Source organism: Streptomyces pseudovenezuelae, from assembly GCF_001513955.1.
Classification (GTDB): Bacteria; Actinomycetota; Actinomycetes; order Streptomycetales; family Streptomycetaceae; genus Streptomyces; species Streptomyces pseudovenezuelae.
The window spans coordinates 84,398-104,861 of record NZ_KQ948152.1 but is presented as its reverse complement, the minus strand read 5'-3'; the positions used below and the strand labels follow the sequence as shown (position 1 = coordinate 104,861).

Genomic DNA, 20,464 nt, shown 5'->3' with positions numbered 1-20,464 from the left:
ACTGGGGTGCCTCGTCCGTCGTCCGGCGGCTGCGGGTGCGTGGGGGCTGATCGCTCAGTTCCCCGCGCCCCTGAAAGCCAAAGGGACTCCGGGCACCCCCTTCCTACTGGCGCGGCCTGCACGAACTCATCCCCCACGGTGCAGGCCGCGCCGCGGTACACGATCCATCACGAACGAATCAGGAGAGGGCATGTCCGGGTCTACGACCGACAGCGCACCCGAGAGCGAGCACGACGGATCGTCGGAGACCGTGGAGCCCTCTGCTCAGGCCGGTGACGAGAAGGTCGCCGCCGTACGGCGGGTCTCCGAGGCCGGCAGGCGCTGGCGGGCCGCTCAACTGGCCGGTTGCGCGGCCCTGTTGGCCGTCGCGCTGACGGGCGGTTCGATCGCCTTCGGAGCACTGCGGGACAGCAGCGGTACGGCCACCGTCGCCAGTTCCTCGTCGGCCGTCTCGCCCGGGCTCATGGCGAGCGGTGACCTGGACGCGGGCATCAAGGCGATCCAGGCCCATCTGCGCAGCCAGCCCAAGGACTACGGCAGCTGGGCGACTCTCGGGCTCGCCTACGTGGAGCAGGCCCGGACGAAGGGCGACCCCTCGCGGTACCCGCAGGCCGAGCAGGCGTTGAAGCGGTCCCTGGAGCTGGAGCCGGACAACGAGCAGGCGCTCTCGGGACGGGCCGCGCTCGCGGCGGCACGGCACGAGTTCAAGGACGCCCTGACCTACGCCGACCGGGTGCTGAAGCAGAACCCCTACAGCGAGCGCGCCCTCTCCTCCCGGATCGACGCCCTCGTCGAACTCGGCCGCTACGCCGAGGCGTCCAAGGCCGCCGACCTCGCGGACGAACGGCGGCCCGGCATCCCGGTGTTCACCCGCTACGCCTACGTCCACGAGGTCGGCGGCGACGTCCGCACCGCCCGCGTCGTCCTGGAGCAGGCGCTGTCCACCGCGACCACTCCGGGCGACATCGCCTACGTGGCCTCCGCGCTGGGCCAACTCGCCTGGAACCAGGGCGACTACGACACGGCCCTGACCGACTACGCCCGCGCGCTCGCCGCCGACGACTCCTACCTGCCCGCCCTGGAGGGCAGGGCCCGCGCCCAGGCCGCGAGCGGGGACCGGGCCGCCGCGATCAAGGGCATGGAGGCCGTCGTGGCCCGCTATCCGCTGCCCGGGCCGCTCGTCGCTCTCGGTGAGCTGTACGAGGACCGGGGCGCCGACGGCGACAAGGCCAGGGCCGACGACCAGTACGCGCTCGTGGACGCCTGGACGGCCCTCGCCCGGGCCAACGGCGTCAACGCCGACCTCGACACCGCGATGGCCGCCGCCGACCACGGCGACAAGGCCGCCGCCCTGCGCGCCGCCCGCGCCGAGTGGGCCCGGCGGCACACCGTGCACACCGCGGACGCGCTCGCCTGGGCCCTGCACGTGAACGGCCGGGACAAGGAGGCCCTGCCGTACGCCCGGCAGGCCACCGCCACCGGCTACCGCAACGCGTCCTTCCGCTACCACCGCGGGATCATCGAACTCGCCACCGGTGACCGCAAGGAAGCCCGGAACCACCTCGGCTCCGCGCTGAAGCTGAACCCCGGTTTCTCCCCCCTCGGTGCCCGCGAGGCCCGCAAGGCTCTCAAGGAGGCGTCCGAGTGAAGCCCCGCCGTCTGTTCGCGTCCCTCACGGCCGTCCTGACGGCGGCCTGTGCGCTCGCGCTGCTCCCTTCCGGCAGCGCGAGCGCGCACCCCCTCGGCAACTTCACCGTCAATCGCTACGACGGTCTCGTCGCCGCACCCGGCCGGCTCCGCGTCGACCACGTCGAGGACCTCGCCGAGATCCCGGCCACCCAGGCCAAGCCGGACATCGACAGGCTCGGCATGACCGAGTGGGCCGCCCAGCGCTGCCGGAAGGCGGCGGAGGGCGGCAGGGTCACCGTGGACGGCCGCAGGGCCGCCCTGACCGTGCGGGCCGCGCACGCGCGCGTGCGTCCCGGTCAGGCGGGCCTCGACACCCTGCGCGTGGAGTGCCGGCTGACCGCCCCGCTCCCCGAGGACGCCACCGTCAGGCTCGGCTTCCACAGCGCGGGCACCGACACCGGTCCCGGCTGGCGCGAGATCACCGCGCGCGGCGACCGGATGACGCTCGCGGGGTCGGACGTCCCCACGAAGTCGGTCTCGGACGAACTGACCACCTACCCGAAGGAGTTGCTCTCCTCCCCCGCCGACACCGTGACCGCCTCCCTGCGGGTGCGGCCCGGTGGGCCGGCCCTCTCCGAGAAGCGGTCGGACGCCCCCGCCGCCTCCGTGCTCCCGCGTGGCGCCGACCGCTGGACGCGCGCCCTGGACTCCCTGGTGGCCCGGCACGACCTCACCGTCGGCTTCGCGGCGCTCGCCCTGCTCATCGCGGTCTTCCTCGGCGCGATGCACGCGCTGGCCCCGGGGCACGGCAAGACCCTGATGGCCGCGGTGGCCGCGGCGCGCGGCGGCAGGGCCCGGATGAAGGACGTCCTGCCGCTGGCCGCCTCCGTGACCGTCACCCACACCCTGGGCGTGGTCGCCCTGGGTCTCCTCGTCACGGCCGGCTCGGCGGCGGCGCCCTCGGTGATCGCGTGGCTGGGCATCGCGAGCGGGGTGATGGTGACCGCGGCGGGCGTCACCCTGCTGCGCCGGGCCCTGCGCACCCGCGCCCACCAGCACGGACACGTTCACGACCACGCGCACGACCACGGTCACGGCCACGAGCCCGACGTCGAGAAGTCCGAGGAACGCGCCCTGGTCCTGGTCGCCGCCCACGCGGAGACCGCCCCGGCGACGGCGAAGACGCACGCGCACACCCATGCGAGTGGACACACCCATGATCACGGGCACGGGCCCGCGCAGGACCATGATCACGGGCACCCGCACGACCATGAGCACGACCACGATCACCCGCACCCCCACGACCACTCCCACGCCCTGGAACACACCCACGGCGGCTTCACCCACACCCACGCCGTCGCCCCCACCGTCCGCGGCACGATCCTGCTCGGCTTCGCCGGTGGTCTCGTGCCCAGCCCCTCCGCCGTCGTCGTGCTCGTCGGGGCCGCCGCGCTGGGACAGGCCTGGTTCGGGCTGCTGCTCGTCGTGGCGTACGGGGTCGGGCTCGCCCTGACCCTGACCGCGGCCGGATTCGCCGTCGTCAGGCTGGGCAGTGGAGTCACACGGCTGCTGGACAGGCGCCCCCGCCTGGCCGCGAGCCCGATGACCGCCCTGGTGCGCAGGACCGCGCCCCTGATGTCGGCGTTCGTCGTGGTGGCTCTCGGGGCAGGATTGGTGCTCAAGGGGGCGGCATCCGCACTCGGCTGAGCTACTTTTGTACAGAATTCACGTGCGACATCACGCGGAGTGGAGATTTCGCCCGGATGCGAATGGGGGACGCCCGTGTCCGAAGAACCGGGCAGTGAACGAGTGATCGCGGGCCGCTACCGCCTCCTGTCCCCGCTCGGCGAGGGCGGCATGGGCACCGTGTGGCGCGCCCGCGACGAGGTGCTGCACCGCGAGGTCGCCGTCAAGGAGGTGCGGGCGCCGCACGGGCTGGCGACACACGAGGTCGAGCGGCTGTACGCCCGTCTGGAGCGCGAGGCGTGGGCCGCGGCCCGGGTCGCCAACCGCAATGTGGTGACGGTGTACGACGTGGCCACCGAGGACGGCCGCCCGTGGATCGTGATGGAGCTGGTGCGGGGCATCTCGCTCGCCGAGCTCCTGGACGCGGAGGGCCCGCTCAGCCCGCAGCGGACCGCGCACATCGGTGCCGAGGTGCTCGCCGCGCTGCGGGCCGCGCACGAGGCCGGTGTGCTGCACCGGGACGTGAAGCCCGCCAACGTACTGCTGTCGAACGACGGCCGCGTGGTGCTCACCGACTTCGGCATCGCCCAGGTCGAGGGCAGTTCGGCGCTGACGATGACCGGTGAGGTGATCGGCTCGCCCGAGTTCCTGGCCCCGGAGCGGGCGCTCGGCCGCACCCCCGGCCCGGAGTCGGACCTGTGGTCGCTGGGCGTGCTGCTGTACGCCGCCGTCGAGGGCAACTCCCCCTTCCGGCAGAACACCCCGCTGAGCACCCTGCGCGCGATCGTCGACGAGGAGCTGCCGCCGCCGTACCGGGCCGGTCCGCTCACGCCGGTGATCGACGGGCTGCTGCGCAAGGACCCCGCGGAGCGGCTGCCGGCCGACCGGGCCGAGCAGGAGCTGCGGATCATCGCGGCGGGAGGCACGCCCCGGGCGGATGCCGTGCAGGCGGGGCCGTACGCCCCGACCATGGCGGCACCGTTCCCGCAGGAGCCGCCGACAGCCCCGTACCGGCCGGCCCCCACTCCCACCTCCACCCCCGTCGCCGCCTCCGGGCCCCCGGAGCGCAATCGCCGCGCGACCGGCGTCCTGGTCGCGGGCGTGCTGGTCCTCGCGCTGGCGATCGCGGGGCTGACGTACGCGCTGCTGAACCATGACGACGGCGACAAGGGCGGGGCGACCGCCAAGGACACCACCCCGGCGGTGAGTTCTCCCGCGGAGACCGGGACCGGGACGGGCGGTGAGGACACCCCGTCGCCGAGTCCGAGCAAGAGCACCACGAGCGCGGCCCCGCCGCAGTCGGTGGACGTCTCGCTGTCGGGCTCGAACACCGACTACACGGGCAGCTGCCCGCCGGACAGGTCGGCGGCCCCCACCTTCACGGTCACGCTGGAGGTCGGGCGGCTCCCGGCGACGGTGAGCTACCGCTGGGTGTCGAAGAACGGCTCGGTGAACGGCAGTTGGAAGAAGCTCACGTTCCCGGCCGGTGGCGGCAGGACGCAGGAGGACAGGCGGTTCGTCACCACGCAGGACGACAGCGGGACGTTCGAGGACACCATCAGCGTGGAGGTCCGCGACCCCGTCGAGAAGACGTCCAACTCGGTCCCGTTCTCGCTGACCTGCGTGGCGGAGACCCCGACCGGCACCGGCGAGGCCTCCCCCACTGCGTCCCCGTGAGGGGTGATCAGGCCGCGCTGTTCAGGGCCGGGAGATAGCCGCCGGACTGGCCGGCCGCGGTCGGGTGGTAGGACTCGCCGATGTTGAGCAGGTTGAGGCTGTGCAGCCAGGCGCTGCCGGAGCAGAGTTCGTGGCCGGTGAAGGTGCCACGGACGTCGGCCCAGGTGAAGCCGTGGTTCGCGGCGCGCTTGGCGATCGCGGTGTCGAGGTAGTCGGCGGCGTCGTTGATCGCCTTCCGCTTGGTCTCGGACAGGCCGAGGCAGGTGGTGCCGAGCTTGTAGAAGCGGGGGTAGCCGAGGACGACCACGTGGGCGTTGGGGGCCCGGCCGCTGATCTGCGCGTAGACGGTGTCCAGTTGGCCCGGGAGCGTCGAGTCGACGTACGCCTTCGCGGTGCTGATCCGGGAGAGGCAGGAGCTGTCGGACTGGAGCACACAGGTCGTCATGACGTCGGCGAAACCGGCGTCGTTGCCTCCGATGCTGATGGAGACGAGTGCGGTGGCGGAGCTGAGCGGGGTCAGCTGGTTCGCCAGAACATCACCCGTACGGGCGCCCGAGCACGCGGCGAACGTGAACGACGAGGGTGAGTGGGCGGCCGCCCAGAGGTAGGGGTAGGCCTTCGTGCTGCGCTTGCAGTCGCCGCTCGAACTGATGTAGCTGCCGGCGCCGACACCCGAGGAATAGGAGTCCCCCAGGGCCACATAGGGGCCCTGGGCTGCGTGGGCGGTGCCCGTCCCGGTGAGGACTGCGGCGAGGGCGAGGAGGAGTGAGCCGACGTACGCGGCAAATCGGGAACGTCTCATGGAACCTCCCTTTAGCAGGATCTCTGCCGTATCCGTCGTAGCAACGACACGCACCAACGGGAAGTGTCCATGCCAAAATCGGTGCCGATGCCATGGACCGCTGCACTGCGTGCTCTTGACGGTCCCCCAGGCACTGCGCGACATTGAAGTCCGGCATCCGACGCTTTCTGGGGGGAAACGTCGCTCATGCAGACAACACGCGTCCGGAGACCGTCGCGCGCCTCCGGGAGAGACTTCACACCACTGCTCGCGGGCGCCGCGACCGCCGTGGGCGGTTGGGGCGCCCTGCTCGCGCTCACCGGCTCCGGCTCACCGCTGCGCGCCCCGCTCACGCTCTTCTTCCTGCTCGCGGCACCCGCCGCCGGTATCGCCGCCGCCCTGCGCGGCTTCGATCCGTTCGCCCGGGCGCTGGCCTCGCTGGCCGGCTCGGTCGTCCTCAACATGCTGGTGGCCCAGGGCATGCTGGCCACGCACCGCTGGTCGGCGCGCGGCGGCGTCATGGCGATGGCCGTGATCAGCGCCCTCATCCTGCTGCCGGTGCTGATGCGGCAGCGCCGTGCGGCGAAGGGCCAGGACCTCTGACGTGGACATCAGCGTGCACCGCCCCGGCGAGCTGAGCGCGGCCGACCGGGTGGCGTGGACCGCTCTGCAGTCCAAGGCCCATCTCCACGGGACGCCGGGCCTCGCGAACCCGTTCCTGTCCCCCGAGTTCGCGCTCGCGGTGGGCCGGTGCAGACGGGGCGTGCGGATCGCCGTCGCACAGGAACAGGGCGAGCCCGCCGCGTTCCTGCCCTTCCAGAGAACCGCCGCCGGGGTCGGCCGGGCCGTCGGCCTCGGCATCTCGGACGCCCAGGGACTGGTGCACCGGCCCGGGTTCACCTGGGACGCGCGGGAACTGCTGCGCGCCTGCGGGCTCGCGGTCTGGGAGTTCGATCATCTGGTGGAGGGCCAGGGGCCGTTCGAGGCGGAGGCCTCCGGCAGGTTCCCCTCTCCGGTCATGGACGTCGAGCAGGGGTACGCGGTCTATCTGGCCGGGCTGCGGGAGCGCTCGCCGAAGTTCACCCGCACCACCCTCGCCAAGGAGCGCAGACTGGCCCGTACCGTGGGCGAGTTGCGCTACGTCCACGACGAGCGCGACCCGGCCGCCCTGCGCACCCTGATGGACTGGAAGTCCGCCCAGTACCGCAGGACCGGCCGCAGCGACCGCTTCGCGCACGAGTGGATCACCCGGCTCGTGGAGCAGCTGTTCCACACCCGCTCCCAGCAGTTCGCCGGGATCCTCTCGGTGCTGTACGCGGGCGGCAGGCCGGTCGCCGCCCACTTCGGGCTGCGCACCGAACGCGTCCTCGCGTGCTGGTTCCCCGCGTACGACCCGCAGGACGCGAAGTACTCCCCGGGCCTGGTCCTGCATCTGCGGATGGCCGAGGCGGCCGCCGCCGACGGGATCGCGTACCTCGATCTGGGCCGGGGACAGAAGGAGTACAAGGACTCCCTGAAGACACGGGAACTGACCGTGTCGGAGGGGTGGGTGACCCGCCGGCACCCGGTCGCGGCAGGACATCGCGTCCGCCGGGTTCCGGTGCGGGCACTGCGCAACGCCGTGATGGCGCGGCCGGAGCTGTTCGAACCCGCCGACAGGCTGCTGAAGAAGGTGGGCAAGATCCGCTCAGGTCGGACTGTAACGGTCAAACCAACAAAAACGTGAGGCCTCGTTCCAGGCCTTGCCATACGGGTTCAATCGTCAATACCGTCATACATCACACACACCCGCACCGTCCCGTCATCAAGCGGCTCTAGGGGAGGGCTCAAGGTCCGCGACGGGGGGACGCGGGGCGCGGTAGGGGGGTGCCGTGCTCGGTGACCGCACAGGTGACCGAGTCGTGCCGCGCGACCGGTTGTCGTCTCTCTGAACACGCACGGCACGACGGCGGTCGGCCAGCTTTGCCAGCTCACCCGGCAGGTACGGAGCTTCCTTCCGGCATGCCGTGTGTGAGAACCCCCCTTTCGAACCGGAGCAACAAACCGGACCGCCCGGGGGCGGGCGGTCCACCGGACGAGAGGGAACCAGACTCATGAGTTCAGTTCTGCGCCCGGCGACTGCGGGCCAGGATGTGCCGACAGCCAGCCAGTACCGGCCGATCTCCACCCACCTGGCCATAGCGCCACCGGTGAGTGTGGTCATACCCGCCATGAACGAGGCGGAGAACCTTCCGTACGTCTTCAAGACCCTTCCGGACTGGATCCACGAAGTGGTCCTGGTGGACGGCAACTCCTCGGACGACACCGTCGCGGTGGCCCGCGAGCTGTGGCCCGAGGTGAAGGTGGTGAAGCAGCACGGCAAGGGCAAGGGGGACGCCCTGATCACCGGGTTCGAGGCCTGCACCGGTGACATCGTCGTCATGATCGACGCCGACGGCTCGGCCGACGGCAACGAGATCGTCTCCTATGTGTCCGCCCTGGTCTCGGGCGCGGACTTCGCCAAGGGGTCCCGCTTCGCCAACGGCGGCGGCACCGACGACATGACCTTCATCCGCAAGCTCGGCAACTGGGCGCTGTGCACCATCGTCAACCGCAAGTTCGGCGCCCGCTACACGGATCTCTGCTACGGGTACAACGCCTTCTGGCGGCACTGCCTCGACAAGATCGACCTCGACTGCACGGGTTTCGAGGTGGAGACCCTGATGAACATCCGGGTCGTCAAGGCGGGGCTGAAGGTGCAGGAGATACCGAGCTACGAGTACCTGCGCATCCACGGCGCGAGCAACCTGCGGGCCGTGCGGGACGGGTTCCGGGTGCTCAGGGTGATCCTCGGGGAGCGGTCCAACCGGCGTGCGCTGCGCCGCCGCATCCATCACTCGCCGATGCTCGACTCGCGCCGGGGAGAGGTGTCTTGAGCGGTCCCGACGTCTCCGTCGTGATCTGCGTGTACACCGAGGACCGCTGGGAGGACATCCTCGCGGCGGTCGCCTCGGTGCGGACGCAGTCGTACCCGGCCCGCGAGACGCTGCTGGTCGTCGACCACAATCGGGCGCTGCTGGACCGCCTGACCAAGGAGTACAAGGAGGTCCGGGAGGTCCGCGTGTTCGCCAACGCGGGCCCCCGTGGCCTGTCCGCGGGCCGCAACACGGGGATCGCGGCCTCGCGGGGCGAGGTGATCGCCTTCCTCGACGACGACGCCGTCGCCGAGCGCGACTGGCTTCGCCGCTTCGCCGCCGCCTACGCCGACCCGCGGGTCATGGCGGTCGGCGGCCGTACGGTGCCGATCTGGGCGTCGGGACGCCGGCCCGCCTGGTTCCCCGAGGAGTTCGACTGGGTGGTCGGCTGCACCTACAAGGGCATCCCGTCCGGCCTGGTCCGGGTGCGCAACGTCCTGGGCGGCAACGCCTCCTTCCGGCGCAGTGCCTTCGACGTGGCGGGCGGTTTCGCGACCGGCATCGGGCGGGACGGCGACAAGCGCCCGCTGGGCTGCGAGGAGACGGAGCTGTGCATCCGGCTGAGCCGGGCCAGACCGGACGCGGTCCTGCTGATCGACGACCGCGCGGTGATCCACCACCGGGTGCCGGAGGCGCGCGAGCACTTCGGGTACTTCCGCACGCGCGCGTACGCGGAGGGCCTGTCGAAGGCGCTGGTGGCCCGAAGTGTCGGCGCCGGCAAGGGACTTGAGTCCGAGCGCCGGTACGCCACCCGGGTGCTGCCGTCCGGGGTGGTGCGCGGGCTGCGGGACGCCGCGCTGGCCCGGCCGGGCGGCGCGGGCCGGGCGGGGGCGATCGTCGCCGGGGTGCTCACGGCGGCCGGCGGGTATGTGATCGGCACCGTGCGGGCACGGCGGGGCGGGGCCACGTTCACCGTCGCGGACATCGAGGGGGAGAGAGATGGCTGAGCCGCCCGTACCGATCCTCATGTACCACGCGGTCGCCACCGACCCGAACGACGCCACCCGCGTGCTGTCGGTGTCCCCGGAGGCCTTCGCCCGGCAGATGGAGATCGTCGGCGAGTCGGGGCTCACCCCGGTCAGGACGGCGGACCTCGCGGGCCGTTGGCGCGACGGCCGGCCGCTGCCCGAGCGGCCCGTCCTGATCACCTTCGACGACGGCTACGAGGGAGTCCACCGGCACGCCCTGCCCGTGCTCGCCAAGCACGGCTTCCCGGCCACGGTGTTCGTCTCCACCGGCTGGCTCCGGGGCGCGTACGACACCGGCGGCGGCCTGGACACCATGCTGGACTGGGACCAGGTCCGCGCACTCGCCGCGGCGGACGTCGAGATCGGCGGCCACACCCACACACACCCGCAGCTCGACCAGCTCGACGACGGCGCGCTGCGCCACGAGCTGATCCACTCCCGGGAGATCGTCCGCGACGAGGTCGGCACCGCGCCGGTCTCGCTCGCCTACCCGTACGGCTACTCCAGCCGCCGGGTGCGCGAGGCGGCGCGCGAGACCGGGTACGGCCAGGCTCTCGCGGTGAACAACGCCCTCGCGCGGCGCCGCCAGGGACCGTACGCGCTGACGCGGCTGACCGTGCGCCGCGCCACCACGGCCGAGGAGTTCGAGCGGCTCGTCCAGGGCCGTGCGATCGCCCGGGACTTCGCCAGGGACCGTGCCCTCACCAAGGGGTACGCGTTGGTCCGCAGAGCACGACAGGTCCGCCGGAAGGTCTCCCGTTCCCGTGTCTGACACGACGACCACGACCGAGCCCGAGTCGACCGCGGCGAAGGCGCCCGAGCAGTCGGGGCGCCGTCTTCGGCTGCCCGGACTGGGCAGGGGCGCAGGCGGTGGCAACCAGCTGTTCCGCAACGCCTACGCCCTGATGCTCAACACCGGTATCTCCGCGGTGCTGGGCCTCGGCTTCTGGCTGGCGGCAGCCCGCTACTACTCCGAGTCGGCGGTCGGCCAGGGTTCCGCCGCGATCGCCGCGATGAAACTCCTCGCGGGACTGACCGCGGTGACCCTGACCGGAGCGCTGGCCCGCTTCATACCGGTCGCGGGCCGGGCCACCGGCCGGCTCATCGCCCGTACGTACGCGGGCAGTTCGGTGCTCGTGGCGGTCGCCGCGGTCGTCTTCCTGCTCACTCTGGACGCGTGGGGGCCGTCGTACCGGTTCCTGCACGGGCCGGTGAACGGCCTCGGCTTCATCGCCGCCGTCGTCGCGTGGAACGTGCTCACCCTCCAGGACGGCGTGCTGACCGGGCTGCGCAGCGCGCTGTGGGTACCGGTCGGCAACACCGTGTTCTCCGCGGTGAAGCTGGGACTCCTGGTCGCGTTCGCGGTGGCGATCCCGACGGCCGGTGTCTTCGTGTCGTGGGTCGCGGCGATCGCGGTCTCGGTGCTGCCGCTCGGCTGGATGGTGTTCCGGCGCCTGGCGCCACGCCATGTGAAGGCGACCGAGGACCACGCGAAGCCGCCCTCCCTCAGGGAGATCGGGCGTTTCCTGGCGGGCGACTACACCGGCTCGCTGTTCTCGCTCGCCGTGGTCTATCTGGTCCCGGTGATCGTGGCCTCCCAGGTCAGCTCCCAGGACAACGCGTACTTCTACATCACCACGACGATCGGCGGCACCTGCAACCTGCTCGCCATCAACATGGGCGCCTCCCTGACCGTCGAGGGCTCGCACGACCCCGGCCGGCTGGCCGCCAACACCCGTGCCGCGCTGAAGCGGATGGCGCGGATCATGCTGCCGGTGGCCGGCGTCCTGTTCTTCGGGGCGCCCTGGATCCTCGGAGTGTTCGGGCCGGGCTACGCGGACGCGGCCACCCCGCTGCTGCGCTGGTTCGCCGTCGGCGCGGTGCTGCGGGTCGTCATGGAGACGTACTTCGCGGTGCTGCGCGCGCAGAGCCGCACCTCCGGACTCGCCTGGCTGCAGGGCCTGTTGTGCGCGATGGTGCTCGGGCTGACGCTGCTGCTCCTGCCCCGCATGGGGCTGACCGGAGCGGGCGTCGCCGAGATCTCCTCGCTCGCGGTGATCGTCGCCATCGCCGCGCCCAGGCTCTACCGGACGGTCCGGCACGCCCCGCCCCCCGAGGTGCCCGCGACCGCGGCTCCCGACGGCGACCTCGCCGACCTCGGGACGCGCGAGGTACCGGCCGCCGGCCGCGCCCGCCGCCCCGCGTGGGCGCTCGACCAGGACACCCTCGCGCTGGGCATCCACGTCGACTTCGACCACCAGGAACGCCGTCCCGACGTACGCCCCGGGCCCGGCACCCCGCCCACCGGCACGCCCGTGACCGGCGTGACGCGCGACCGGCCGACGTGGGCGCTGCAGAAGCCCTCCGAGCTCGGGCTGCCGGTGCAGGCGCGGGAACCGGGCTCCGAGTCCTCCGTGGGCCCGGCCGAGCCGGAGGTGGACGCGCCGTTCGAGGTGGCCTTCGACACGGGCAAGGAGATCGACGTACCGGAGGAGCCCGCCGCGCGGGAGGAAGCGGCGCTGCCCGCGGAGCCGCCACGGCCCCTGTCCCCGCGGGAGCGGCTGCAGCCCACCTGGCTCGGGATGTTCCTCGGCTGTCTGCTGGCCGTCGCGCTGCTCCTGTACTGGGTACCGGCGCTGAGCCTCGGCGAGGCCGACCTGGACCGGATGGGCGGGCTCGGGCTGATCTCGGTCCTGCCGCTGCCGACGCTGGCCGGTGCGGCGCTGCTGGTCGTGGTCTTCGCCTCGCTGCTCTGGCTGGGCCGTGAGCACAAGGCGCTGCTGCTGCTCACCCTGGTGGCGACCGTGTTCTCGCTGCACGCGCTGCCCGCGGTGATCGAGGTCGAACCGCGGTTCGCGACGGCCTGGCAGCACCTCGGGTTCATCGACTACATCGACCGGACCGGTTCCGCGGTGCCCGACCTGGACGCCCGCTGGAGCTGGCCGGGCTTCTTCGCGGCGGCCGCGTTCGTGGCCAGGGCGTGCGGGGTCACCGACCTCACCGAGGTCATCAGGTGGTGGCCGACGGCGATCCAACTGCTCTACCTGGTACCGATGTTCCTGCTGGTCCGGCACATGCGGGCGAGCTGGCGGGCCAAGTGGACCGGCATCTGGATCTTCGTGCTCAGCGGCTGGGTCGGCCAGGACTACTTCTCCCCGCAGGGCTTCACCTATCTGCTCTACCTGGTGTTCGTGGCGGTCCTGCTCGTCTGGTTCCGCGCCCCGCGCGTGATCTGGACGAAGCGGCGGCCGGGTGAGGCCGAGGTCGAACCGACGAACCGCCGCCAACGGGCGGTGCTGCTAGCGGTGTTGATCGGTCTGTTCGCGGCGAGCGTGCCCGCCCACCAGCTCACCCCGTTCGTGATGCTGGGCGTGCTGGCGGTGCTCGTGCTGATCGGCCGCAGCGAACTGCGCGGCCTGCCGATCCTGTTCGCCGTGATGGTGGCCGCCTGGATCGGCTGGATGGCCGAGCCGTACTGGTCGGGCCACTTCGACGACCTGTTCGGCGGGGTCGGCGGCGTCGGCGGCAACGTCTCCTCGTCGGTCTCCGGCCGTATCGAGGGCGGCAGTTCGACCCACAAGCTGGTGCTGTACGTGCGTGTGCTGCTGGCCGGCGGGGTCATGGCCCTCGCCTGCTACGGCTGGTGGCGCCGCCGCGAGCACAAGTACCGGGAAGCCGCGCTGCTCGTCCTGACCTTCGTGCCGTTCCTCGGCTTCGGCATGCAGTCGTACGGCGGTGAGATGGCCCTGCGGGTCTTCATGTTCGCCCTGCCCGGAGCCGGTCTGCTCGCCGCGCTGGCGCTCTTCCCGCGCACCGGGGTCACCGCGAAGGAGCGCGAGAAGGACCGGGTCAGTCTCGCCCCGGTGGCCGCGCTGATGGCGGGGCTGCTGCTCATCGGCGGCTTCCTGGTGGCCCGTTGGGGCAACGAGCCGTTCGAGCGGATCCAGCCCGGCGAGGTCACCGCGATGGACTACGTCTACGCGCACGACGATCCGACGGTGCGGGTGCTGTGGCTGTCCAACGACACGCTGAACAACGTGACGCCGGCGATGCCGTGGGGCGCGCGGGACATGGAGAAGGTGTCCTATGTGCCGACGCTGGCACCGACCGACCCGGTGCTGGTGTCCGGACTGGTCAAGTCCCTGAAGGACGCGGGCCCGAACTCGTATCTGATGGTCAACGTCAGCCAGGTCACCTATCTGCGTCTGGACGTCGGCTATTCGAGGACGTGGGAGCCGCGGCTGCTCGACAACCTCGACAGCCGCAAGGAGCTCAGGCGGGTCCTCACCAACGACGACGTGACCCTGTACGCCCTGCGGGACCAGCCCGCCGGGAAGGTCCCGAAGGCCGACCCGGGGCCGATCGGACCGCAGGTGACGTGGACGCCCTGGTCGGTGGTGGGGGCGCTGGCCGCGCTGGCGCTGATCCTGCTGCTCTCGGCCCGTGAGGTGGTGCGGGTCGCGGTGCGGCCGGGGGTGCGGCAGCTGCGGTGGCTGCAGAGCAGCTTCTGGTTCGCGCTGCCGCTGCTCGCGGTGTTCCTGGCGGCGCTGGTGCAGCGGTTCCTGACGATGAAGTGAGGTCCGAGTGGCTCAGCGGGTGAGCCACTTGACTTCATACGCCTGCATGTCGAACTTCTTCCCGTCGATGTCGGCGCTGATCTGCCGGTTCAGGGTGTTCACCACCAGCACGGTCCTGCCGGTGGCGAGGACCCGGACGTTGGGCACGTCGTCGGCGGCGACCGGGACGTTCTCGTACGCGCTCCCCGGCGGGAAGGCCGTGCTGAACCGGCTGACGAGGTCGAACATCGGCAAGGGCTGCCCACCGCCGCTGCCGCTGGTCGGCGTCCACAGACAGCCCGCGCAGTCCGTGCCCTTCTCGTTCTCCGGGTTCCAGTAGAGGGCGGACGTGGTGCCGCCCCTGGCCAGCGCGATCATTCCGGCGGCCTGGACCGCGACCCGGCGGTTCTCGGACCAGCCCTCGCGTTCGTCCCGGCTGTCGGCGGGCTCGACGTAGTACTCGGCCCACCACAGCGGCAGGTTGCCCGTCCGCTGCCGCACCCACCGGCTCACCGCGGTGAGCTTGTCGGTGGCCGCGAACTCGTTCGGCAGCAGCTCGTCGTCGTTGGTGTAGCTGGAGCCGTCCACGACCACGAAGTCGGCGCCGGCCTTGTTCCTGTTCCAGTAGTCGAAGGCGTCGAGGATCCGCTGGTCCATCGCGCCCCAGGCGCCCTTGAAGGTCGGGGAGGCGTCCTCGGAGCGCGGGTCGACGCTGTCCATCACGAGGTACGGGCCGCCCACCATGATCTTGGGGTCGACCTTCTTCAGCGCCTTGTAGACCAGGTTGTAGAGCCGGGTGTACCCCTCGTAGTCCCAGCGCGCCTTCCCGTCGTTCCAGAAGCCCTTGAACTCGTTCCAGACGATGAAGTGGCGTACGTCCGGGTACCGCTTGGCGACGGTCGCGGCGAGCGCCGCGTAGTCCTCGAAGTGCGCGGGGTCCGGCGCGGTCTCCAGGGCCGCCTTGCTCCAGTCGGTCTTGCCGACGCCCGCCTCGCCGCCCTTCATCCAGTCCGGCGCGCAGCACAGGGTGATGATCGGGGTGGAGCCGGAGGCGCGGATGAAGTCGACGCGCCGGTCCAGGTCCTCGAAGTCGTAACGCCCCTCGACCGGCTCGGGGTTGTCGGCACCCCAGCCCATGATGTGCTGGTTCTGCGGGAGCCCGCCCGCTTCCCGGATGCGTTGCCCGACCCGCTCGGTGGCCGTGGAGTTGCCCTCGTCGGCGCTGAACTGGGTGTGGGTGAAACCCCAGCCGACGTCCGGGGTGTCCGCGTCCGGTGTGGTCGTCGGGGTGCCGTGGACCCGGTCGCCGTTGCGTGAGGTGCCGTCGGTGCCCGCGCCGCCGCCCGGAAGCGTGTTGAGGAGGGTCACGACCAGCGCCAGAGCCACCGCACCCACCCCGAGCAGAGCGGTGAGGCGCCACCGCCGTGCCCCCGAATACCACTCATGACGTCCCATCGGGGGCAACGGTATCCGCGAACACGCCGGTGCGGGCAGATGCCGGAGATGCACAGCTCTGTAACAGGACTTAGAGGACAGAGCGGAAGGACGGGACACGCACGACACAACCGACGCACCACAGAAACCGGGTGCGTGGGGAGGACTCGTGCCGGATCATGGGCGGCATGTCTGCGAACCCGCACGAGGCTCTGCCGATCCGGCTCAACGTCGACGACAGCGACTCGCCTTCCGACGTCGTCGACGCGCTGTTCCTCGGCCGCTTCGCGACGGGTGAGCAGCCGTACTCCCACGCGGCCAACATCGACCGGGTCCGCACCGGGGCCACCCTGCTGCCGGCGGGCGCCCGGGTGCTGCGCGTCGCCCGCGACGACGACCGCAGCGCGACCCTCGCCGAGGGCGACGGCTGGACCCTGCTGATCTCCCGCTGGAACCGCGGCGCCGACGTGACCGTGACGGCGACCGACGCCGAGCTGGCCAAGAAGGTCCTCGACCAGGCCACCGACGGCGCGGCGGACGAGCCGGAACCCCAGCCGGAGAACGTGACGATGGGCTTCTGGTACGTCTCCCCCAGGCGCGGCCCGCACCGCACGACCCGGCAGATCTCCGCGGGCACCTGGGACGAGGTGCGGGAGAACTACACGGCACCGGTCGCGGACGCGATGGACCGCCTGATGAAGACGACCCCGGAGGACATCGCGGGCCGTCTTCTGCTGCTCCACGGCCCGCCGGGCACCGGCAAGACCTCCGCCCTGCGCACGCTGGCCCGCTCCTGGCGGGACTGGTGCCAGGTGGACTGCGTACTGGACCCGGAGCGGCTGTTCAGCGACGTCGGCTATCTGATGGACATCGCGATCGGCGAGGAGGACTCGACGGGCAAGGGCCGCTGGCGGCTGCTGCTCCTGGAGGACTGCGACGAGCTGATCCGCGGCGAGGCGAAGCACACGGCGGGCCAGGCCCTGTCGCGGCTGCTGAACCTGACCGACGGCCTGCTGGGCCAGGGGCGCAACGTCCTGGTCGGCGTCACCACCAACGAGGACCTGGAGCGCCTGCACCCTGCGGTGGTCCGCCCCGGCCGCTGTCTGGCCCGCATCGAGGTGGGCCCGCTGACCCGCCGTGAGGCGGTGGGCTGGCTCGGCGCCGAGGAGGGCGTGGGCCGCGAAGGGGCGACCCTGGCCGAGCTGTACGCGCTGCGCCGGGGGACGTCGCCGACGGCGGTGCCGGAGCCGCGGCCCGGGGCGGACGCGGGGCTGTATCTGTAGTGCTTTGATGGGTGTATGACCCTGTTCGTCGGCACGTCGGGGTGGCAGTACAAGGACTGGCGGGGCGTCCTGTATCCCGACGGCGTCCCCGTGCGGCTCTGGCTGGAGGAGTACGCGGCGCACTTCCCGACGGTCGAGATCAACAACGCCTTCTACCGGCTGCCGAGCCGGGTGACCTTCGAGGCGTGGCGCGAGCGCGTGCCGGGGGACTTCGTGGTGGCGGTGAAGGCGAGCCGGTACCTGACCCACATCAAGCGGCTGAAGGACCCGAAGGAACCGGTGCACCGCCTGATGCACCACGCGCAGGGGCTGGGCGACCGACTGGGGCCGGTGCTCCTCCAGTTGCCCCCGACGCTGCGCGCCGACACCGACCTGCTGGACGCCTGCCTGGCCTGTTTCCCCGCGTCGACGCGGGTCGCGGTCGAACCCCGCCACGTGTCCTGGTGGACGCCCGCGACCCGCGAGGTCCTGGAGACCCGGGGCGCGGCCCTGTGCTGGGCCGATGTCCGGGCCCGTCCGGTGACCCCCCTGTGGCGCACCACCGACTGGGGGTACGTCCGCCTCCACGAGGGCCGGGCGCAGGCATGGCCGCACTACGGCAGACGATCACTGGAAACCTGGGCCGGGCGGATCGAGGAGACCTGGGCCGGGGACGAGGACGTGTACGTGTACTTCAACAACGATCCGAACGGTGCCGCCGTGCGCAACGCACGGACCTTCGCCTCGCTTTCTCAGCTCTCCCCGTAGGCCGCCCGCAGCGCGTCCCGTACGGCCGCGAGGGCGTCGGTCTCGGTGAGCCCCAGTCGCCGGGCCCGCTCGACGTACGCCTGCGCGGCCGAGGCCAGTTCACGTTCCGCCGCCGAGCCCGCGGCAGCCACGAACGTGCCGTTGCGCCCCCGTGTCTCGATCACCCCGTCGCTCTCCAGCGCCCGGTACGCCTTGGCGACGGTGTTCGCGGCGAGCCCGAGCGACTCGGCGAGCCCCCGCACGGTCGGCAGCCGGTACCCCACCGGGAGCACCCCCGCCCGCGCCTGCTCGGAGATCTGCACCCGCACCTGCTCGTACGGCGGCGCACTGTCGTCGATGTGGATCTTCAAGGTCACGAGCCGATTGTCCCGCACCCTCCGGAAAATGGGAGGCACCCGTGCGGGCCTCCCCCGTAACGTGCGCCTTCATGACCGTGACCGTGCGCGACCTGCGCCCCCAGGACCCTGCCGACGTCGAGGCCTTCGCCCATGTCCGCCATCTGGCCGTCCCGTTCATGCTGTGGACCCCGGCCAGCGTGCTGCACCGCCTTGTCCACACCGACCCTGACGCGCACTACCGCTGCCTCGTGACGGAGGAGGACGGCGAGGTGACCGGCACGGCCCAGATCGGCCTCGCCCACGACAGCCCTGAGCCGGGACAGGGCTATCTCAACATCTACGTACGCCCGGACCGCACCCGCCGCGGGGCCGGCGCTCTCCTCGTCCGCACCGCCGAGGAGCATCTGGCGGCGCACGGGGCGACCAGGCTGTTCTCCTGGGTCCTGGACGAGCCGCAGAACCGGGTGTTCGCCGAGCGGCACGACTACCGGCCCAGCCGCTCCGCGTACTTCCTGCGTCTGGACCTGACGAACGGCACGCTGCCGCCGCTCCAGCCCCTTCCGCCGGGCGTCGAACTGCGCACCGCCGCCGACTTCGCGGACGACCCGCGGCCCTTCTTCGAGCTGGACGCGGAGACCACGGGGGACGAACCGAGCGATGTGGAAGCCGAGCTCACGGACTACGAGGCGTGGATCGAGGAGACCTGGAAGCACCCGCTCCTCGACCGTGCCCTGACCACGATCGCCGTGGTCGACGGCCGTCCGGCCGCCTTCAGCGCCGCCCACACCGACGGGGCCGGCCGCTACGCCACCGCCATGACCGGCACCGCCCGCGCCTTCCGCGGCCGCGGCCTCGCCAAGCTCGCCAAGAACGCCTCCCTGCACCGCGCCCGTGCCGCCGGCTGCACGGAGGCCTTCACCGGCAATGACGCCGGCAACGAACCCATGCTCGCGATCAACAAGTGGTTCGGATACGAGATCCGCGCCACGGAGGTACGTCATGTCCGCGAACTCGCCTGAGCCCTTGCGGCGGGTGGAGGTCGTCCTGCTCAAGGCGGGCCGCACGAAGATCCGTTACGAGGCGGAGCTCCTCACCGACGACGGCAACCGCGTCACGGTCCGCGCCCTCTGGGCAGGGGAGGGCGTCCGTGACTTCGGCTTCGTCCGCTTCGAGCCGGGCGACGTCTTCACCGAGCACTACTGGCGCGACCGCTGGTACGCCGTCAAGGAGGTCCGCTCCCCGGAGGGCACCTTGAAGGGCTGGTACTGCGACATCACCCGCCCGGCGACCGTGAGCGGCGCCGAGCTGGTCGTGGAGGACCTGGACCTGGACCTGTGGGTGTCGGCGGACGGCACGCAGGTCCTGCGCCTGGACGAGGACGAGTTCGAGGAGAGCGGTCTGTCGCGGACGGACCCCGAGGCGGCGTCGGCGGCATGGGCTGCCCTGAACGAACTGGAGCAGCTGGCACACCCCGACGCCGAACGCCGCTTCCCGCCGCTCTAGTCGCCCCTCACCGCCCTCACCACCACCGCGTACCGCTCGTCGTCCACGTCCTTCCCCCACAGCACGGAGTGCTCCGAGAGCCGCTCCACCCGCACGTGACCGCCCAGCGGCTCGGCCAGTCCCGTGATCGTCTCGGCCGGTATCCCGGCCTCCGCCCACACCCCCTCCACCAGCACCAGCCGCCCACCGGGCCGCAGCAGGCCCCACCACCGCCGCAGTGCCCGCCCGGGCTCCGGCAGCGCCCACAGCACATGCCGGACCAGGACGACGTCGAAGCGCTGCTCCCCCACCGGGGGCAGCGCGGCGTCACCGACGAGGAACACCGCGTCACGCCCGGCCAGTTTCGCGCGGGCCAGGTCCACCATGGCCGGAGACAGATCCACCCCGGTCACCCGGTGCCCCTGCTCGGCCGCGAGGAGTGACAGACTCCCCGTCCCGCACCCGAGGTCGAGGACGTCGCACGCTCTCCCCGGGAGCCAGTCCCGCAGCCGCTCGGCCCAGGCCGCGCGCACCTCGGGGTCCCGCAACCCGTGGTCCGGCTCCTCGTCGAAGGACACCGCCTCGGCGTCCCAGTCCACCTCGGACACGCCCCCGCCATCACTGTTCTGCGTCATGCGCCCAAGAGTGACACCCGCCACTGACAGTCGAATCGTGACAACCGCCACTGACAGACCGGCGACCGATGAGGAACTCTCCCCCAAAGGGTCTACCTCCGTGAGAACGCGGAACTCGGTAGGCACTGAAGGAGGCAGCCATGCGCCGCACCACCGTGCAGAAGCCCCTGAAGAGGACGGACGCCCGGCGACTCCCCGAGGAGGCCGACGAGCGCCCCGCGGGACGACCCGAGGTCCGCAAGGACATCGCGCGTACCTGGTGGCCCGACGGCTGACGGCGGCAGGCGTGCTCCG

General features: G+C 71.8%; 18 protein-coding genes. 14 read left to right on the top strand and 4 right to left on the bottom strand.

Annotated features, from left to right (window positions below; all coding sequences use genetic code 11):
* Window positions 1-190: 190 nt before the first annotated feature.
* The 3 genes from AQI94_RS34795 to AQI94_RS34785 all read left to right on the top strand — a co-directional run bounded on the left by AQI94_RS34795 (window position 191) and on the right by AQI94_RS34785 (window position 4,992).
* Window positions 191-1,648, top strand: coding sequence for a tetratricopeptide repeat protein (locus AQI94_RS34795; protein ID WP_031048869.1), 1,458 nt, complete (start codon window positions 191-193; stop codon window positions 1,646-1,648).
* Window positions 1,645-3,336 carry an urease accessory protein UreH domain-containing protein gene (locus AQI94_RS34790; protein WP_031048871.1) on the top strand — a complete coding sequence of 564 codons (1,692 nt, stop codon included), beginning with the start codon at window positions 1,645-1,647 and terminating at the stop codon, window positions 3,334-3,336. The genes AQI94_RS34795 and AQI94_RS34790 overlap by 4 nt, the downstream gene beginning before the upstream one ends.
* 75 nt (window positions 3,337-3,411) lie before the next feature.
* A complete protein-coding gene (locus tag AQI94_RS34785) occupies window positions 3,412-4,992 on the top strand; it encodes a serine/threonine-protein kinase (protein WP_031048873.1) in 1,581 nt (526 codons plus the stop codon).
* Window positions 4,993-4,999: 7 nt separating this feature from the next.
* On the opposite strand, the gene AQI94_RS34780 is transcribed toward AQI94_RS34785, so the two are convergent.
* Window positions 5,000-5,794, bottom strand: a complete 795-nt coding sequence (locus tag AQI94_RS34780; RefSeq protein WP_031048875.1) for an SGNH/GDSL hydrolase family protein — start codon at window positions 5,792-5,794, stop codon at window positions 5,000-5,002.
* A gap of 186 nt (window positions 5,795-5,980) precedes the next feature.
* On the opposite strand from AQI94_RS34780, the gene AQI94_RS34775 reads away from it, so the two are divergent.
* From AQI94_RS34775 to AQI94_RS34750, 6 genes are all read left to right on the top strand, one after another.
* Window positions 5,981-6,376 carry a hypothetical protein gene (locus tag AQI94_RS34775; protein WP_031048877.1) on the top strand — a complete coding sequence of 132 codons (396 nt, stop codon included), beginning with the start codon at window positions 5,981-5,983 and terminating at the stop codon, window positions 6,374-6,376.
* Window position 6,377: 1 nt separating this feature from the next.
* Entirely contained in the window at window positions 6,378-7,499 is a 1,122-nt protein-coding gene (locus AQI94_RS34770; protein ID WP_031048880.1) for a GNAT family N-acetyltransferase, read from the top strand.
* Between the two features lie 367 nt (window positions 7,500-7,866).
* Complete coding sequence (locus AQI94_RS34765) at window positions 7,867-8,688, top strand: glycosyltransferase family 2 protein (RefSeq protein WP_031048882.1); 822 nt, start codon at window positions 7,867-7,869, stop codon at window positions 8,686-8,688.
* On the top strand, window positions 8,685-9,674 hold the full coding sequence (locus tag AQI94_RS34760; RefSeq protein ID WP_062230102.1) for a glycosyltransferase: 990 nt from the start codon (window positions 8,685-8,687) through the stop codon (window positions 9,672-9,674). The genes AQI94_RS34765 and AQI94_RS34760 overlap by 4 nt, the downstream gene beginning before the upstream one ends.
* Window positions 9,667-10,467: a polysaccharide deacetylase family protein gene (locus AQI94_RS34755; RefSeq protein ID WP_031053643.1), complete on the top strand. Its 801-nt coding sequence runs from the start codon at window positions 9,667-9,669 to the stop codon at window positions 10,465-10,467. The genes AQI94_RS34760 and AQI94_RS34755 overlap by 8 nt, the downstream gene beginning before the upstream one ends.
* Window positions 10,460-14,272, top strand: coding sequence for a lipopolysaccharide biosynthesis protein (locus tag AQI94_RS34750; protein ID WP_062230099.1), 3,813 nt, complete (start codon window positions 10,460-10,462; stop codon window positions 14,270-14,272). The genes AQI94_RS34755 and AQI94_RS34750 overlap by 8 nt, the downstream gene beginning before the upstream one ends.
* Window positions 14,273-14,284: 12 nt before the next feature.
* Here AQI94_RS34750 and AQI94_RS34745 read toward each other — a convergent pair whose 3' ends face one another.
* A complete protein-coding gene (locus AQI94_RS34745; RefSeq protein WP_031060553.1) occupies window positions 14,285-15,706 on the bottom strand; it encodes a GH39 family glycosyl hydrolase in 1,422 nt (473 codons plus the stop codon).
* 167 nt (window positions 15,707-15,873) lie between these two features.
* Here AQI94_RS34745 and AQI94_RS34740 point away from each other — a divergent pair, with 167 nt between their 5' ends.
* Together AQI94_RS34740 and AQI94_RS34735 are read left to right on the top strand one after the other, a co-directional pair.
* Complete coding sequence (locus tag AQI94_RS34740; RefSeq protein ID WP_031060556.1) at window positions 15,874-16,968, top strand: DUF5925 domain-containing protein; 1,095 nt, start codon at window positions 15,874-15,876, stop codon at window positions 16,966-16,968.
* Window positions 16,969-16,983: 15 nt separating this feature from the next.
* A complete protein-coding gene (locus AQI94_RS34735) occupies window positions 16,984-17,715 on the top strand; it encodes a DUF72 domain-containing protein (protein ID WP_031060558.1) in 732 nt (243 codons plus the stop codon).
* Here AQI94_RS34735 and AQI94_RS34730 read toward each other — a convergent pair.
* Window positions 17,700-18,071, bottom strand: coding sequence for a GntR family transcriptional regulator (locus AQI94_RS34730; protein WP_062230096.1), 372 nt, complete (start codon window positions 18,069-18,071; stop codon window positions 17,700-17,702). The genes AQI94_RS34735 and AQI94_RS34730 overlap by 16 nt on opposite strands.
* Before the next feature lie 71 nt (window positions 18,072-18,142).
* On the opposite strand from AQI94_RS34730, the gene AQI94_RS34725 reads away from it, so the two are divergent.
* Together AQI94_RS34725 and AQI94_RS34720 are read left to right on the top strand one after the other, a co-directional pair.
* On the top strand, window positions 18,143-19,072 hold the full coding sequence (locus AQI94_RS34725) for a GNAT family N-acetyltransferase (protein WP_031060563.1): 930 nt from the start codon (window positions 18,143-18,145) through the stop codon (window positions 19,070-19,072).
* Complete coding sequence (locus AQI94_RS34720) at window positions 19,053-19,556, top strand: DUF402 domain-containing protein (protein WP_031060566.1); 504 nt, start codon at window positions 19,053-19,055, stop codon at window positions 19,554-19,556. The genes AQI94_RS34725 and AQI94_RS34720 overlap by 20 nt, the downstream gene beginning before the upstream one ends.
* Here the strand turns inward: AQI94_RS34720 and AQI94_RS34715 are convergent.
* A complete protein-coding gene (locus AQI94_RS34715; protein WP_031060569.1) occupies window positions 19,553-20,170 on the bottom strand; it encodes a class I SAM-dependent methyltransferase in 618 nt (205 codons plus the stop codon). The two genes, AQI94_RS34720 and AQI94_RS34715, sit on opposite strands and share 4 nt — an antisense overlap.
* Before the next feature lie 140 nt (window positions 20,171-20,310).
* On the opposite strand from AQI94_RS34715, the gene AQI94_RS46325 reads away from it, so the two are divergent.
* Window positions 20,311-20,445 (top strand): hypothetical protein, encoded by a 135-nt coding sequence (locus tag AQI94_RS46325; RefSeq protein WP_020117828.1) that lies wholly within the window; start codon window positions 20,311-20,313, stop codon window positions 20,443-20,445.
* The last annotated feature ends 19 nt before the right edge of the window (window positions 20,446-20,464 follow it).